The organism is Yersinia entomophaga (genome assembly GCF_001656035.1).
In the GTDB taxonomy this organism is placed as follows: Bacteria; Pseudomonadota; Gammaproteobacteria; order Enterobacterales; family Enterobacteriaceae; genus Yersinia; species Yersinia entomophaga.
In genome coordinates this window covers 3,256,549-3,271,832 of record NZ_CP010029.1, presented here as the reverse complement: position 1 = coordinate 3,271,832, position 15,284 = coordinate 3,256,549, and the positions used below count along the sequence as shown (strand labels likewise).

Here is a 15,284-nt window from a genome sequence, read left to right as displayed (position 1 = left end):
CGACTATTCCTCTACAGTCCGCGCCGCCAGCGCCGGGCTTAATTCTTTATGCATCGAACGTAACAGAGTTTCCGTTGTTTCCCAGTTAATGCAGGCATCGGTCACGGAAACACCGTAATGCATCGTTTCCCGCGGTTGCTCAGATGACTGGTTCCCCTCATGCAGATGACTTTCCAGCATCACACCGATAATCGAACGATTACCTGCTTTGATCTGCTCAACAACCGATTCAGCTACTGCGGTCTGGCGACGGAAATCTTTATTCGAATTACCATGGCTGCAATCTATCATCAAGGATGGAGTGAGTCCCGCGTCCTGCATCTGTTTTTCACACTGCGCCACATCTTGCGCACTGTAGTTAGGCGTTTTACCGCCGCGCAGAATCACATGACCGTCCGGGTTGCCCTGAGTTTGCAACAAGCACACCTGCCCAGACTGATTAATGCCAACAAAACGATGTGGCATAGATGCGGCGCGCATCGCATTAATCGCCGTACCTAAGCTGCCGTCAGTTCCGTTTTTAAAACCTACAGGCATAGATAGGCCAGATGCCATTTCACGGTGAGTCTGGGATTCCGTGGTACGGGCACCAATGGCCGACCAACTGAACAGATCGCCGAGGTATTGCGGGCTATTTGGGTCAAGTGCTTCGGTCGCCAATGGCAATCCCATACCCACTAAATCCAGCAACAGGCGTCGAGCAATATGCAGGCCTGCTTCCATATCAAAAGAACCATCCATGTACGGATCGTTGATCAAACCTTTCCAACCTACGGTAGTTCTTGGTTTTTCAAAATAAACGCGCATAACGATGTACAGGCTATCGCTCAATTCAGCAGAGAGGAGTTTCAGACGACGAGCATAATCCAACGCAGCATCCACATCGTGAATGGAACAAGGACCGCAAACCACTAACAAACGCGGGTCGCGCCCCTGAACGATATCAGCAATGGTTTTGCGCGACGAAGCAATTGCATATTGATCATTTTCACTCAACGGGAACCGATTCTTCAGTTCTTCCGGCGTAATCAGTATTTGTTCAGCACTGATATGAACGTTATTGAGCGCATCTTTTTGCATGATCATATTTCCTACCTACCTCTGTTAAGCGAGTATCGTTTCATGTGCGGTGTCGTTTCTGAGTTCCACAATATCACGCCGTGTAAACTTTTCAATCCATATCTGTAAATAAATAATTACCGCAAACTTTACACCCACAATCTGGCTAACTTTTGCGGGATGTCGCAGTTTGTACAGATGGTTCTCCAAGCAGCAAATCACCATGATAAAATGAGAAAAATTTGTGGAGGAAGTATGCTGAGAGCGATCATCGTTGATGATGAACAACCTGCGCGCGAAGATTTACGCGAACGATTAAGTGAAGAGCAAGACATTGAGGTTATCGCTGAATGCAGTAACGCTATAGAAGCTATCCCCGCGATTCAGCGGCTCCAGCCGGATGTCGTATTTCTCGATATTCAAATGCCTCGCATCAACGGACTGGAGCTAGCGAGCATGCTGAACCCAGAGAGCATGCCCCACATTGTGTTTGTCACTGCCTTTGACGAGTATGCTGTCCGCGCCTTCGAAGAACATGCTTTCGACTATCTGCTAAAACCCCTCGACCAGCAACGATTGGCCAAGACACTTATTCGCCTGCGTCGAGGCCTAACTGTAAATAATAATTTACACAAAATCACCGAACCGATGCTGCGTCACATTCCCTGCTCCGGGCATAATCGTATCTTTCTTTTGAAAATAGAAGAGGTCGAATATCTCAGTTCAGAGCTTAGCGGTGTGCACGTTGTGGGCATGGTGCAATCAGGTTATACCCAGCTCTCGTTGAAAACGCTGGAAGAAAAAACGCCTTTTATTCGCTGTCACCGTCAATATATGGTGAACACGGAACAGCTAGGCGAAATACAGCTTATGGATAACGGTTCAGCAGAAGTTGTCACTCGCACCGGAAAGCACATCCCGGTTAGCCGACGTTATCTAAAACCACTTAAAGAGAAGTTAGGCATAGCCTGATATCATTATCTAAAACAGCTATCGCAAATCGGTTGCAGAAGAACTTCACCATGAAATATAAGCAGATGATGATCGGTGCGCTGTTACTTAGCGGCTGTAGCCATTCTCTTGACCCTAATGATGAAGTCAAAGACCCGACGAGCTGGTATGAGATCGGATTCAGTGATGCTCAGGGCGGGTTGATTGTCAGAGATAATGAGACTCTAGCCGAATGGTATGGCAATCCACACATTAATCGCGACTATTACCTATCAGGTTATCATGCTGGGCAACAGGATCTTTGCCAGCCTGCCCGCTTGAAAATTCACTTTGAACGGGGCGATAATTTCCCTGCCAGCTGTGATTCAGTTAAAGATGCCGAAATACTTCAGCAAATCTGGATTAATTAAATAGCTAATTAAAACCCAGCCCAACAATATATCGAACAATATTAAAACAATCGTTTTACATGAATAACCATCAGGGATAACCAATATTATTCCTTTCTTTTTTCTCGACTAAAAATTATAAAAAACAGATCTTCCTCTCGGTTTTAATTCATTCAATAAATAAGACGCGCTCTCTTGATATTAGCCAAGTTTTTGCTTTAGCGATCTGTGCTTTGATGGTTATAGCAAAGAAAAATATGACATTTTAAAAACAGGATTGGCTAACAAGCTTTTTTCATACAGAAAAATACAAGGGATCGTTATGATAACACTGCAATTTGCAATTATTATTCTGTGCCTATTAATCGGCACTCGCTTTGGGGGCATGGGGCTAGGCCTTATTAGTGGCATCGGCTTATTTATTTTAACCTTTATATTTGGCCTTGAACCGGGTAAACCACCGGTTGATGTCATGCTGACGATATTAGCGGTTATTGGCTGTGCTTCAGTATTACAAACCGCTGGCGGATTAAATATCATGATGCAGTTTGCCGAACGCTTATTACGTCGGCATCCGCAACATATAACGCTATTAGCTCCGTTCACAACCTGGTCATTAACCTTTTTATGCGGCACCGGACATGTGGTTTATACCATGTTCCCGATTATTTCAGATATCGCCCTCAAGAAAGGAATCCGTCCCGAGCGCCCAATGGCCGTCGCTTCCGTTGCTTCGCAAATGGCCATTACCGCATCGCCGGTATCAGTGGCCGTAGTTTCTCTGGTTTCTATTATTGGCGCGGCTCACGGCATCGGGCATGCTTATAGCATACTGGAAATTTTGGCGATTTCTGTTCCCGCTTCGTTAGTGGGCGTGTTAGCCGCAGCGCTGTGGAGCCTACGCCGCGGTAAAGATTTGGATAAAGACCCTGATTTTCAGGCTCGAATAAAAGATCCGGAGCAACGTGCCTTCATATATGGCAGCACTGATACGCTGCTGAATCAGGTTTTCCCGAAACAGGCTTACTGGTCAACCTGGATATTCTTTAGTGCCATCGCCATCGTCGTATTACTCGGCGCATTTGGCGATTTACGTCCGGCTTATGAAGTTAAAGGCGTACTTAAACCGCTCTCTATGAATCTGGTTATTCAGATGATGATGTTAATTGCCGGTGCAGTGATTCTGATGGGCTGTAAAGTTAAACCGAGCGATATTTCAAACGGTGCGGTATTCAAAGCGGGCATGGTAGCGATTTTCTCGGTATTCGGCGTCGCCTGGATGAGTGATACTTTTTTCCAGGCACATATGGGGGAATTAAAACTGGTACTGGAAGACGTGGTAAAAAGCCAGCCGTGGACCTATGCCATTGTACTGTTTTTGGTTTCTAAGCTGGTAAACAGTCAGGCGGCGGCATTGGCAGCTATTGCTCCTATGGGGTTGCAATTAGGTGTCGATCCTAAAATGCTGATCGCCTTCTTCCCTGCGGCCTACGGTTACTTTGTATTACCGACTTATCCCAGCGATCTGGCTTGCATCGGTTTTGACCGCTCCGGTACGACAAAAATTGGCCGCTTTATCATTAACCATAGTTTTATCATCCCCGGTTTAATCGGCGTGGTGTGCTCCTGTATGACTGGTTATCTGCTGGTAAATACCTTTATGTAATAAAATCCGTTTAAAAATCATCAAGGGGTAAGAAATTGCCCCTCCACCCATAAAAATTAACTTAAGTCAGGAAACTCAATTAACACTGAGGGATAAAGCCAAAAAATTAAATTTATTACCCTATCCCCTGATATTTTATCCAATTCTCACAGACAAAATATGGTTTATTGCCGACTTTTCTGCCCTGCGTCCTGTCATAAAAAATAATTGCTAATAATAATCTCATATGTGAAATGCGTTTATTATAATTTATTTGAAGATTGGCAATATCTTATGAATAACTTTGATCGCAAGTTGATACAATGCCGGCCGCATTATCAATCTTATTCTTTTTTACCATGGAAGCATTATGTTCTCTTTGCGTCATACCAGGGCGTTACCTTTTTATTTCAGTACGTTAGCAGTGTCTATGTTCAGCGCATCAGCTTTTGCCGATGCCACCGTTTTTACCGCACTTGATGATCCTGCTACTGCTAAACACAGTTTTGTCGGTAATGTCGAAGCGGGTTATAACGCTCAATCGGGGAATACTAATAACTCAACCCTGACAGCCAACTCCACGTTGACCTGGTTCCAACCCAATACGGCTTATAGCCTTTGGGGCTCCGCAAGAAACACCAGCTCCAATGAGGTAAGATCTTCAGAGCGCTATCAGTTAGGTGGACGTACTCGCTATAATCTAACCGACCGCAACTATCTGTTCGGTCAAGCCAGCTGGTTGAACGATCGTTATAACGGCTACGATTCTCGCTCCGTACTCACAACCGGTTATGGTCGGCAGATTCTTACCGGCGCTTTACATAATCTGCGCGTGGAATTCGGTCCAGGTGTTCGCCATGACGAATTCTATCGCGGTGGCCGCGCAACTAAAGCCTTGGCCTATGCTGGCACCAACTATACCTATCAGTTGACCGATAACACCGTGTTTAGCGAAGGCGTTTCAGCTTTAGCCAACGAAGAGACTACGCTGAACTCTGAAACTGCGTTAAACGTAGCAATCAATAAGAGTTTTGCTCTGCGTCTGGCTTACGTTGTTACCTACAACACCAAGCCTCCGGCCAGCGCCCCCAAAAATACCGACACGACAACCTCAGTCACGCTGGTTTACGGTCTGTAATCATCTGAATATTCTTAGCGTGGCGCAGTCACGCTAAGATTTTCCTCACTGACGCTCTCCTTCCTATAACTAACTCATCCATTTATCCCAACGGTTCGCGGCTCGGTCCCTGAAAATGAATAGCGTTGATGTGGCAACTGCGCGGCTGAGTCACGACAAATTTAACGGTTTGCCAAATAGATTGGCCGGTTAACAAGCGTTGGTTTGTCTGATTATGATGAGAAATATCTTCGTCAAAACCAAGGGTTTCAAAATCTGGGGGATACAGCGCGGTCAAACGGATATTTTCAGCAGCTAAGCTCTGGGAAATAGTATGGCAAAAGCCGCTAAAACCCTGCTTAGCGGCGAAAAATGCGGGATGGGCGTTAGATTGAGTGAAATTCGGCACGCCGCAGACAGAAACCATCGCGATAATATCGCTGCCCTGCTCTCTATTCATCCTCGGTAGTAGCGCTTTGGTCAGTAAAATAGAGCCCGTTAAACCGGCATTAATGGTGCTAATAATATCCTCATCGCCACCGCCTGTTTGTAAATCCCCTTCCAGCCATTGAGCCGCGCTTAGCAAGAGGATATCTATCGGCTTTTCATGTTTTAGTAACCCGTGAGAAAACTGCCGGACTGAATTCATATCGGAAATATCGCACTCATAGGCCTCGGCAATACCACCTTCGGCGCGAATAATATCCACGGTTGCCTGCGCCTGCGCGATAACCCGACTGCATAAAACGACTTCAGCACCTTCCCGCGCTAACCATACTGAAACAGCCTGACCAAAATCGCGCCCACCACCGGTCACCACAGCTCTTTTTCCTTGCAGCATTTTCTTCCTCTTATTGGCTTTAGCATTCAATTGAATGAGATGCAGCCTAGCCAGAGCTAGCTTTATTATCAAAGTTTTTACTTGGTTTATTCGAGGCGGTGCGCAAAAAATATCAATAAAATAACTGAGGTAGACGGAATGGCAGTTTATATCAATAAGAAAAGTAAACGGGAGCTTTGAGAGACTTTACAGATAAAAAAAGGGGTCAGCCAATGGCCAACCCCTTGATAACTATTAACTATTGGATGAAGCCTGAGCTGTATCTTAGTTAATACGGTTAAGACGCTCTTTGATACGAGCAGACTTACCAGTACGCTCACGCAGGTAGTACAGTTTCGCTTGACGAACGGCACCACGGCGCTTAACAGTAATGCTGTCGATTACTGGGGAGTGAGTTTGGAATACACGCTCAACACCTTCGCCGTTGGAAATTTTACGAACAGTGAATGCAGAGTGCAGACCGCGGTTACGGATTGCGATAACCACGCCCTCGAATGCCTGCAGACGTTTTTTAGCACCTTCAACGACCCATACCTTAACTTCCACGGAATCACCCGGACGGAATGCAGGTACGTCTTGCTTCATCTGCTCTTGTTCGATTTGCTTGATAATATTGCTCATAATAAGTCTCTTACCCTAGGTAAACTGATATATCAGGATCGTTTGCACGCGGCGAAACGTTCCTTTCATAGTTCTGTCGCTCAGGCCTCTTGCTCCTTTCGGAACTCAGCCAGCAACACCATTTGCTCGTCAGTCAGAGCTAGGCTTTCTAGAAGTTCAGGTCTTCTAAGCCAGGTACGGCCCAGCGACTGCTTTAAGCGCCAGCGACGAATCTCAGCGTGGTTGCCCGACAGTAATACTGGCGGAACTTCCATGCCTTCCAACACCTCCGGACGGGTATAGTGCGGGCAATCCAGCAATCCATCAGCGAAGGAATCTTCCTCAGCCGAGGCCTGATGACCCAGTACGCCCGGTATAAAGCGGGATACAGAATCAATCAGCGTCATTGCCGGCAGCTCACCGCCGCTGAGAACGTAATCCCCAATTGACCATTCTTCATCAATTTCGGTTTTGATTACGCGCTCATCAATACCTTCGTACCGACCACACACCAAAATCATCTTCTGGTTGGTTGCCAGTTCGCAGACACCCTGTTGGTCCAGTTTGCGTCCTTGAGGTGACAGATAAATCACCTTTGCTCCCTCGCCTGCCGCCGCTTTTGCTGCATGAATGGCTTCCCTTAACGGTTGCACCATCATCAGCATTCCCGGGCCACCGCCGTATGGGCGGTCATCCACGGTACGATGCCGATCGTAGGTAAAGTCACGAGGACTCCAACACTGCACGCTCAGCAGGCCATTTTTTACTGCCCGGCCAGTTACCCCAAAATCGGTTATTGCGCGGAACATCTCAGGAAACAGGCTGATAACACCAATCCACATCGTTTTGTTCCACTCGCCGTTGCCGTTTAATTCAGAGGTCAAAAACCAGGATCCCAATCTACTTCAACACGTTGAGCAGTGAGATCGACATTCTTGATAACCTGCCCATGAAGAAACGGGACCAACCGCTCCTTCATACCGAATGCATCTTTCAGGTTTGCTTTGACTACCATGACATCGTTAGAACCGGTTTCCATCATATCGATGATTTTACCCAGTTCGTAACCGGTTGTGGTTACTACCTGACAGCCCATAAGGTCTTTCCAGTAGTAATCATCACCTTCTAGTTCTGGCAATTGTTTCGAATCCACCATAATTTCGCAATTAGTTAGCAGATTCGCAGCATCCCGATCGTCAACACCTTTGACTTTGATGATCAAATCTTGACTGTGGCGCTTCCAGTCTTCCAACTCGACGTGCTGCCACTTACCGGCCTGCTGGATAAACCACGGCTGATAGTCAAAAATGCTTTCGGCGTTCTCGGTGGATGAAAATACTCTGAGCCAACCGCGAATGCCGTAAGTTGAACCCATTTTGCCAAGAACAATCGGCTGCTCGGGAACCACTGGATTGAGTTGTTTGCTCATAATAACCACCACCGCGACAGATTAAGCTGCTTTCTTAGCGTCTTTGATCAGCGCAGAAACGCGATCAGAAACAGTTGCGCCCAGGCCGATCCAATGTTCGATACGATCCAGGTCCAAACGCAGTGCTTCAGCCTGACCAGATGCGATCGGGTTAAAGAAGCCTACACGTTCGATGAAACGACCGTCACGAGCATTACGGCTGTCGGTCACTACTACTTGATAGAACGGACGCTTTTTAGCGCCGCCACGAGCCAAACGAATTGTTACCATAACATCCTCTTTAGTTAATAAAACAACTGAACCCCATCGGGGAACGGGGTTCAGTTGCAATATAAAAAGCCCGAAAATTTTACTCATTTTGGCGCAAAAAGCAATCTAAAGCGTAGATTCCTGTCCGCTACTTTTATAATGAGGCCAATTTTCATCGTTTACCGCCGTTTCTGGCGGGAAATTGATAACCCTTTTCGCCTGAATGCTTATCAGGGCAAATGAGGGCATTAACGGCCAGGGAAACCCGGTGGCATCATACCTTTCATGCCACGCATCATTTTGGCCAGACCGCCGTTTTTCATTTTCTTCATCATGCGCTGCATTTCATCGAACTGTTTCAGCAGGCGGTTCACATCCTGAACCTGCATACCGGAACCCGCTGCGATACGGCGCTTGCGAGAACCTTTGATGATTTCCGGCTTGGCACGTTCTTTCAGCGTCATCGAGTTGATGATGGCTTCCATCCGCACCGTCACTTTGTCATCCATTTGCGATTTCACGTTGTCAGGCAACTGGCCTGCACCGGGCATCTTGCTCAACATGCTGGCCATGCCACCCATATTGCGCATTTGTTTTAACTGATCCAGAAAGTCGTTCAGGTCAAACCCGTCGCCTTTCTTCAGCTTGGTCGCTAATTTTTCCGCCTGTGCACGGTCAACTTTGCTTTCAATGTCTTCGATCAGGGAGAGAACGTCGCCCATCCCCAGAATACGTGAAGCAACGCGGTCCGGATGGAATGGCTCCAACGCTTCGGTTTTCTCACCCACACCGAGGAATTTAATCGGCTTACCGGTGATATGACGAATCGACAGCGCGGCACCGCCACGAGCATCGCCGTCTACCTTGGTCAACACCACGCCGGTCAACGGCAGCGCTTCGTTAAACGCTTTCGCCGTGTTGGCAGCATCCTGACCGGTCATGGCATCGACAACAAACAGCGTTTCTACCGGATTAATCGCGGCATGAATCTGTTTGATTTCGTCCATCATGGCTTCATCAACGTGCAAACGACCGGCAGTATCGACGATCAGCACATCAAAGAATTTCAGTTTCGCCTGCTGTAAAGCCCGATTAACGATATCAATCGGTTTTTCCTGCACGTCCGACGGGAAGAATTCAACGCCAACCTGCTGCGCCAGCGTTTCCAACTGTTTGATCGCCGCAGGGCGATAAACGTCGGCAGAAACCACCAGCACTTTTTTCTTCTGCTTTTCTCTCAGGAACTTACCCAGCTTAGCTACGCTGGTTGTTTTACCTGCCCCTTGCAGACCGGCCATCAAAACGACCGCCGGCGGTTGGGCTGCCAGATTGAGTTCGTTATTGATCTCGCCCATGGCGCCGATCAGCTCATTCTTAACAATTTTTACAAATTCTTGGCCCGGCGTAAGGCTTTTATTGACCTCATGGCCAACCGCACGCTCTTTAACCCGGTTGATAAAGTCACGAACCACCGGCAAGGCAACGTCGGCCTCAAGCAATGCCATGCGGACTTCACGCAGGGTTTCTTTAATATTTTCTTCTGTCAGCCGGCCACGGCCGCTGATATTGCGCAGTGTGCGCGATAATCGATCGGTTAAGTTCTCAAACATCGTCTCATGCTCAACGTGGAAACAGGCCGCCCGGGCGACACAATGGCGGGATTATAACACGAAGCGCGCGCGATCTCTGCCTTCACGTAGGAGAACGGTTGGAGCATGACGCTGCTAACGTTATACTGGTTATCCAATTCACTCAGCCGATGCCTATTAACCGCTATGCCCGTGTTCTCTATTTTGGCTCTAGTTGCCTATTTACTTAGTCTGGGACTGATTATTCCCAGTTTGGTGAGGAAGAGCAGCGCTTACCGACGGCTAGCCCTGGTTTCTGCCGTAGTAGCGCTGGTTTGCCATGGTATCGCATTGAAACATCAAATATTTGATGTTGGCGAGGGTCAAAACCTGACTTTGCTGAATATCGGCTCTATTGTCGGTTTGATGATCTGCTCAATCATGACATTCGTGGCCTCTCGTGGGCGCGGCTGGTTCCTGCTGCCAATCGTTTACAGCTTTGCCATGATCAATTTGGCTCTCGCCAGTCTGATGCCAGGCGAATTCATTACCCATCTGGAAGGCAGCCCGGCGTTATTTATCCATATTGGGCTGGCGCTATTGGGTTATGCCACGCTGATTATTGCCGCATTGTACGCCATGCAGCTAGCTTGGCTGGATTATCTACTGAAGAATAAAAAACTGACATTCACCGCCGATATGCCGCCACTGATGAGCATTGAGCGAAAAATGTTTCACATTACGCAAATTGGCGTAGTGCTGCTGACGCTAACGCTCTGCACCGGTTTGTTATATATGGATAATTTGTTCAGCAAAGAGAATGTCCATAAAGCCGTGCTGTCGATTATGGCGTGGTTTGTCTACATTATTCTATTGTGGGGTCATTATCACGAAGGGTGGCGCGGCCGCCGCGTGGTCTGGTTCAGCTTTGCCGGAGCATTCTTACTGACTCTAGCCTATTTCGGCAGCCGCCTGCTGCAAGAGATCATGATCGGCTAACGACACTCCCCCGCCCAACCTATGGCTCCTGTTACCCTGACTGGAGCCTTCATCTATCGCTATAAGGAATATTGCGTTGGACCAGGTCTCTACCAGTACACTTATCATCATTCTGATCATTATGGTCGTGGTATCGGCTTACTTCTCCGCCTCAGAAACCGGCATGATGACGCTAAACCGCTACCGCCTGCGCCATTTGGCCAAGCAAGGAAACCGTTCTGCCCGCCGCGTGGAAAAACTATTACGCCGCCCGGATCGTCTGATTAGCCTGGTTCTTATCGGCAATAATCTGGTTAACATTCTCGCATCGGCGCTGGCCACCATAGTTGGAATTCGACTGTACGGTAACGCAGGCGTGGCAGTTGCCACTGGCGTATTGACCTTTGTGGTGCTGATTTTTGCTGAAGTGATGCCGAAAACCATCGCTGCGCTCTATCCAGAGCGCGTCGCCTTCCCTAGCAGCATGCTATTGGCTCCTTTGCAGAAGATCATGCTGCCGCTGGTCTGGTTACTGAACAGCATTACCCGCCTGTTGATGCGCCTGTGCGGTATCAAAGGCAATGTGCACGTCAGTGATGCAGTGAGTAAAGACGAATTACGCAGTATCGTGAATGAATCACACTCACAAATTTCCCGTCGTAATCAGGACATGTTGATCTCGGTGCTGGATCTGGAAAAAGTCACAGTCAGCGACATTATGGTGCCGCGCAATGAAGTGGTTGGTATTGATATCAATGATGATTGGAAGTCCATTATGCGCCAGTTAACTCATTCCCCTCACGGTCGAATTGTGCTGTATCGCCAATCGCTGGATGACGCGATTGGGATGCTACGAGTGCGTGAAGCCTACCGGCTGATGACCGAGAAAAAAGAGTTCAACAAAGAAAACCTGCTGCGCGCGGCGGATGAAATCTACTTTATTCCAGAAGGCACACCGCTGAACGTTCAACTGGTCAAATTCCAGCGCAATAAAGAAAAAGTCGGCATGATTGTCGATGAATACGGCGATATTCAAGGACTGGTTACGGTAGAAGATATTCTGGAAGAGATTGTCGGAGATTTCACTACGTCAATGTCCCCTACGTTGGCGGAAGAAGTGAATCCACAAAGCGATGGCTCGGTAATTATCGACGGCACCGCCAATGTCCGGGAACTGAATAAGGCCTTTAACTGGTCGCTGCCGGTCGACGCCCGCACCATTAATGGCATGCTGCTTGAAACCCTAGAAGATATTCCTGAGATTAACGCTCAAGTGCGCATCGGCCATTACGAAATCGAAGTATTGGACGTACAGGACAATATGATTAAACAGGTCAGAGTTACCCCGATCGATCATCCGCATTCACCGCTTAATCCGCAGTAATAGCCGCAGATCGAGCAACTCGCGCGCGATAAATACGCGCCCAATAAAAAAGACGCTCTCGCGTCTTTTTTTGTTGTGCACAGAAAACCTCCAGCCAGGCTGGAGGTTCGGTAAAGCTTTCAGCTTTGAGCCAGTTATAAAAACCCCTTTGATTTGTTAAAACAGTTTGCGGTCTGGCAACTGCAAATGTTCAACAAGAAATCAAAAGGGGGTCCCTATGAGGGACGAAAAGAGCTTAGCGCACACGCGATGGAACTGTAGATATCACATGGTTTTTGCGCCGAAGTACCGAAGAAAGGTGTTCTACGGGGAAAAGCGCAAAGCGATAGGCAGTATCTTAAGAAAGCTGTGCGAATGGAAAAACGTGAATATTCTGGAAGCAGAATGCTGTGTGGATCACATCCATATGCTTCTGGAAATCCCGCCCAAAATGAGTGTGTCGGGTTTTATGGGATACCTGAAAGGAAAGAGCAGCCTGATGCTTTATGAGCAGTTTGGCGATTTGAAGTTCAAATACCGTAACAGGGAGTTCTGGTGTCGAGGGTATTACGTTGATACGGTTGGGAAAAATACAGCCAGGATACAAGAATACATAAAGCACCAGTTGGAAGAGGATAAAATGGGTGAGCAACTCTCGATCCCCTATCCGGGCAGCCCGTTTACGGGCCGTAAGTAATCCATAAATGCAAATGTCAGATCGCGATGCGCCTGTTAGGGCGCGGCTGGCAACAGAGCCTTATAGGCGCATATGAAAAACCTCCGGCTATGCCGGAGGATATTTATTTTCCAACATATCAACGATGCTAGATGTGCAGTTCAGTCAGTTTCTCTTTCGGTAATGCCAACTCATCGTTATGATTTACCCGCACACCACGCTCGATGATGCTTTTGGCAATGTCCTGCGCTTCTTCCAGCGAATGCATTTGGTAAGTCCCACACTGATATTCATTCAGCTCAGGAATTTTACGCTGGTCAGTGACTTTCAGTACATCAGCCATCGCCGCTTTCCACGCTTCCGCCACACGCTGCTCGTCAGGTGTGCCAATCAGGCTCATATAGAAACCGGTACGGCAGCCCATTGGTGAGATATCAATAATTTCCACACCCTGACCATTCAGATGATCACGCATAAAACCTGCGAATAAATGCTCCAGCGTATGAATACCTTTCTCCGGCAAAACTTCTTTATTCGGCACGCAGAAACGTAAATCAAACACGGTGATTGCATCGCCGTGAGGGGTTTTCATCGTCTTAGCAACGCGAACGGCCGGTGCTTTCATAATGGTGTGGTCAACTGTAAAACTGTCCAATAATGGCATCTTGTTACCTCCTCAAAAAAAATTATTTCTCGCAGAAGAATTTTTTTTCGAACCCAATGAAACTTTTTTAAATCACCGCCGTCTTAATATGTGAAAGACGCGCATTTGTTATCATCATCCCTGTATACAGAGATGTTAATTTGGCCACATTGATTGTGGCCTTTTCTTTTTCTAGCGACCTGCGTGTATCGCCAGATACTCTTCAAAGCTTAGTTCATCACTACGTTCCAGCTCACCTTGACGAATCCAAGAACGGTCACGTTCAGCTGAAAGCTGTTCTTCAGTCAATATTTCCAACGGCTCACTGCGTAACATTTCGCGATAACGTTCAGCCAGATCCAGCCCGACACCACCGATTCCTTCCGCTTTCATTGCCTGTAAAATACGAGCAGAGAACGTCAGTTCCGGATTATCGAAGGAAGCAACTAGCTCATCACATACATCCTGATAAGCCCGACTGTCTTTGCCGTCCAGCACTTCTGCCACCCGGCGCAAGTCGTCAAACAGCGCTTTACCGACTTTATCTAAAGGCTCACGAGTGCTATCGCAGCCAATACCAATAGTCTGACCCGGTTTACGCCCTTCCAGAATCACACGATTCCAGTTTTTACGCGTACAAAGTAGCTCATCGCTGCTCATTTCAGGCGCATCAGCCAGCACGCACCAGATCAGAAATAGATCGAGGAAACGAGCCTGTACCGCATCAACACCAATTGGGGAGAACGGATTGATATCCAGCGAGCGCACTTCGATATATTCGATCCCGCCGCGCAGCAACGCGTCAGAAGGTGACTCACCTGATTGAGTGACGCGTTTGGGTCGAATCGGAGCATACAGCTCATTTTCGATTTGCAGTACATTGCTATTGAGCTGTAGGTAGCGATCGCCCTCTTTCAGCCCCAGCGCCGCATACTCTTCCGATGGCGTATGGATAGCACGCTTCAATCCATCAATATAGGTATTCAGGTCATTAAAAGTAATGCCTAAATTACTCTGTGATTTATTGGTGTAACCCAAATCGCTCAGGCGTAAAGAAGTGGCATAAGGTAAATAGCACATACCGTTATCATTGCGCTCAAAAGGCAATGCGGTCTCACGTCCTTGCAGGAATGAAGAGCAAATCGCTGGCGAAGCACCAAACAGATACGGAATCACCCAGCCAAAGCGATAGTAGTTACGGATCAGTCGGAAATAACCGGCAGAGATCTCTTCTTTACCACTTTGCTCGTCTTCCACACCCGCCCACGCCTGCCAAAACTCAATAGGCAGTGAGAAGTTGTAATGTACGCCGGAAATGGTTTGCATCAGCGCGCCATAGCGGTTTTTCAACCCTTCACGGTACAGCGTCTTGAAGCGTCCAACGTTGGAGGAACCGTATTTAGCCAGTTCGATATCCTGCTCGGCGCCGATAAAGCACGGCATGCTAAGGGGCCACATGCGCTCATCGCCAAGTTTACGCGCAGTGTAACGATGAATATCACGCAAAAAAGCCAGCAAATGATCGATATCGCCGTCTACCGGAGTGATAAACTCCAGCAAAGCTTCGGCAAAATCAGTCGTGATCCATTGATGTGTCAACGCCGCCCCGAGTGACTCAGGGTGACCCGTCGCAGCCAGTTGGCCATCAGCGGTCACACGCAATGTTTCCCGCTCAATGCCGCGGCGGATTCCTTTTAATGCATTAGGATGCGCTTCCAACCAAGAAAGCGCCTGTGATACGTCCGGGATCAAATCGACCTCCCGCTCTTAAAAACC

16 protein-coding genes are annotated in these 15,284 nt (G+C 47.8%); 7 read left to right on the top strand and 9 right to left on the bottom strand.

Annotated features, from left to right (window positions below):
- Positions 1–3: 3 nt before the first annotated feature.
- A complete protein-coding gene (locus PL78_RS14795) occupies positions 4–1,080 on the bottom strand; it encodes a 3-deoxy-7-phosphoheptulonate synthase (RefSeq protein ID WP_064516653.1) in 1,077 nt (358 codons plus the stop codon).
- Positions 1,081–1,314: 234 nt separating this feature from the next.
- Here PL78_RS14795 and btsR point away from each other — a divergent pair, with 234 nt between their 5' ends.
- The 4 genes from btsR (at position 1,315) to PL78_RS14775 (ending at position 5,182) form a co-directional block, all read left to right on the top strand.
- Positions 1,315–2,031, top strand: coding sequence for a two-component system response regulator BtsR (gene btsR, locus PL78_RS14790; protein WP_064516651.1), 717 nt, complete (start codon positions 1,315–1,317; stop codon positions 2,029–2,031).
- Positions 2,032–2,081: 50 nt separating this feature from the next.
- Positions 2,082–2,420: a DUF2799 domain-containing protein gene (locus tag PL78_RS14785; RefSeq protein WP_064516649.1), complete on the top strand. Its 339-nt coding sequence runs from the start codon at positions 2,082–2,084 to the stop codon at positions 2,418–2,420.
- Positions 2,421–2,721: 301 nt separating this feature from the next.
- On the top strand, positions 2,722–4,065 hold the full coding sequence (locus PL78_RS14780) for an anaerobic C4-dicarboxylate transporter (RefSeq protein WP_064516647.1): 1,344 nt from the start codon (positions 2,722–2,724) through the stop codon (positions 4,063–4,065).
- Positions 4,066–4,414: 349 nt separating this feature from the next.
- Complete coding sequence (locus PL78_RS14775; protein WP_064516645.1) at positions 4,415–5,182, top strand: DUF481 domain-containing protein; 768 nt, start codon at positions 4,415–4,417, stop codon at positions 5,180–5,182.
- A gap of 82 nt (positions 5,183–5,264) precedes the next feature.
- Here the strand turns inward: PL78_RS14775 and PL78_RS14770 are convergent, their stop codons facing one another.
- The 6 genes from PL78_RS14770 to ffh form a co-directional block, all read right to left on the bottom strand.
- Positions 5,265–6,002 carry an SDR family oxidoreductase gene (locus PL78_RS14770; protein WP_064516643.1) on the bottom strand — a complete coding sequence of 246 codons (738 nt, stop codon included), beginning with the start codon at positions 6,000–6,002 and terminating at the stop codon, positions 5,265–5,267.
- Between the two features lie 264 nt (positions 6,003–6,266).
- Positions 6,267–6,623: a 50S ribosomal protein L19 gene (rplS, locus tag PL78_RS14765; RefSeq protein ID WP_004877229.1), complete on the bottom strand. Its 357-nt coding sequence runs from the start codon at positions 6,621–6,623 to the stop codon at positions 6,267–6,269.
- A gap of 80 nt (positions 6,624–6,703) precedes the next feature.
- Positions 6,704–7,444: a tRNA (guanosine(37)-N1)-methyltransferase TrmD gene (trmD, locus tag PL78_RS14760; RefSeq protein WP_049601097.1), complete on the bottom strand. Its 741-nt coding sequence runs from the start codon at positions 7,442–7,444 to the stop codon at positions 6,704–6,706.
- 38 nt (positions 7,445–7,482) lie between these two features.
- Positions 7,483–8,031: a ribosome maturation factor RimM gene (rimM, locus tag PL78_RS14755; RefSeq protein WP_049601098.1), complete on the bottom strand. Its 549-nt coding sequence runs from the start codon at positions 8,029–8,031 to the stop codon at positions 7,483–7,485.
- A gap of 21 nt (positions 8,032–8,052) precedes the next feature.
- Positions 8,053–8,301 carry a 30S ribosomal protein S16 gene (rpsP, locus tag PL78_RS14750; protein ID WP_004877236.1) on the bottom strand — a complete coding sequence of 83 codons (249 nt, stop codon included), beginning with the start codon at positions 8,299–8,301 and terminating at the stop codon, positions 8,053–8,055.
- A 227-nt stretch (positions 8,302–8,528) separates the two neighbouring features.
- Complete coding sequence (ffh, locus tag PL78_RS14745; protein WP_064516641.1) at positions 8,529–9,890, bottom strand: signal recognition particle protein; 1,362 nt, start codon at positions 9,888–9,890, stop codon at positions 8,529–8,531.
- A gap of 165 nt (positions 9,891–10,055) precedes the next feature.
- Here ffh and PL78_RS14740 point away from each other — a divergent pair, with 165 nt between their 5' ends.
- The 3 genes from PL78_RS14740 (at position 10,056) to tnpA (ending at position 12,886) form a co-directional block, all read left to right on the top strand.
- Positions 10,056–10,847 carry a cytochrome C assembly family protein gene (locus PL78_RS14740; protein WP_064518464.1) on the top strand — a complete coding sequence of 264 codons (792 nt, stop codon included), beginning with the start codon at positions 10,056–10,058 and terminating at the stop codon, positions 10,845–10,847.
- Between the two features lie 76 nt (positions 10,848–10,923).
- A complete protein-coding gene (locus PL78_RS14735; protein WP_064516640.1) occupies positions 10,924–12,210 on the top strand; it encodes an HlyC/CorC family transporter in 1,287 nt (428 codons plus the stop codon).
- A 217-nt stretch (positions 12,211–12,427) separates the two neighbouring features.
- Positions 12,428–12,886 (top strand): IS200/IS605 family transposase, encoded by a 459-nt coding sequence (tnpA, locus tag PL78_RS14730; protein WP_064516638.1) that lies wholly within the window; start codon positions 12,428–12,430, stop codon positions 12,884–12,886.
- A 127-nt stretch (positions 12,887–13,013) separates the two neighbouring features.
- Here tnpA and luxS read toward each other — a convergent pair whose 3' ends face one another.
- Together luxS and gshA are read right to left on the bottom strand one after the other, a co-directional pair.
- Positions 13,014–13,529 carry an S-ribosylhomocysteine lyase gene (gene luxS, locus PL78_RS14725; protein WP_064516636.1) on the bottom strand — a complete coding sequence of 172 codons (516 nt, stop codon included), beginning with the start codon at positions 13,527–13,529 and terminating at the stop codon, positions 13,014–13,016.
- Positions 13,530–13,700: 171 nt separating this feature from the next.
- Positions 13,701–15,260, bottom strand: coding sequence for a glutamate--cysteine ligase (gene gshA, locus PL78_RS14720; RefSeq protein WP_064516634.1), 1,560 nt, complete (start codon positions 15,258–15,260; stop codon positions 13,701–13,703).
- Positions 15,261–15,284: the final 24 nt, after the last annotated feature.

Coding starts and splice junctions, on each gene's coding strand:
- PL78_RS14770 (WP_064516643.1), bottom strand. CDS start 6,002: ATGCTGCAAGGAAAAAGAGCTGTGGTGACCGGTGGTGGGCGCGATTTT.
- luxS (WP_064516636.1), bottom strand. CDS start 13,529: ATGCCATTATTGGACAGTTTTACAGTTGACCACACCATTATGAAAGCA.
- PL78_RS14785 (WP_064516649.1), top strand. CDS start 2,082: ATGAAATATAAGCAGATGATGATCGGTGCGCTGTTACTTAGCGGCTGT.
- tnpA (WP_064516638.1), top strand. CDS start 12,428: ATGAGGGACGAAAAGAGCTTAGCGCACACGCGATGGAACTGTAGATAT.
- trmD (WP_049601097.1), bottom strand. CDS start 7,444: ATGTGGATTGGTGTTATCAGCCTGTTTCCTGAGATGTTCCGCGCAATA.
- rpsP (WP_004877236.1), bottom strand. CDS start 8,301: ATGGTAACAATTCGTTTGGCTCGTGGCGGCGCTAAAAAGCGTCCGTTC.
- PL78_RS14775 (WP_064516645.1), top strand. CDS start 4,415: ATGTTCTCTTTGCGTCATACCAGGGCGTTACCTTTTTATTTCAGTACG.
- PL78_RS14780 (WP_064516647.1), top strand. CDS start 2,722: ATGATAACACTGCAATTTGCAATTATTATTCTGTGCCTATTAATCGGC.
- rplS (WP_004877229.1), bottom strand. CDS start 6,623: ATGAGCAATATTATCAAGCAAATCGAACAAGAGCAGATGAAGCAAGAC.
- ffh (WP_064516641.1), bottom strand. CDS start 9,890: ATGTTTGAGAACTTAACCGATCGATTATCGCGCACACTGCGCAATATC.
- PL78_RS14795 (WP_064516653.1), bottom strand. CDS start 1,080: ATGCAAAAAGATGCGCTCAATAACGTTCATATCAGTGCTGAACAAATA.
- btsR (WP_064516651.1), top strand. CDS start 1,315: ATGCTGAGAGCGATCATCGTTGATGATGAACAACCTGCGCGCGAAGAT.
- rimM (WP_049601098.1), bottom strand. CDS start 8,031: ATGAGCAAACAACTCAATCCAGTGGTTCCCGAGCAGCCGATTGTTCTT.
- PL78_RS14740 (WP_064518464.1), top strand. CDS start 10,056: ATGCCCGTGTTCTCTATTTTGGCTCTAGTTGCCTATTTACTTAGTCTG.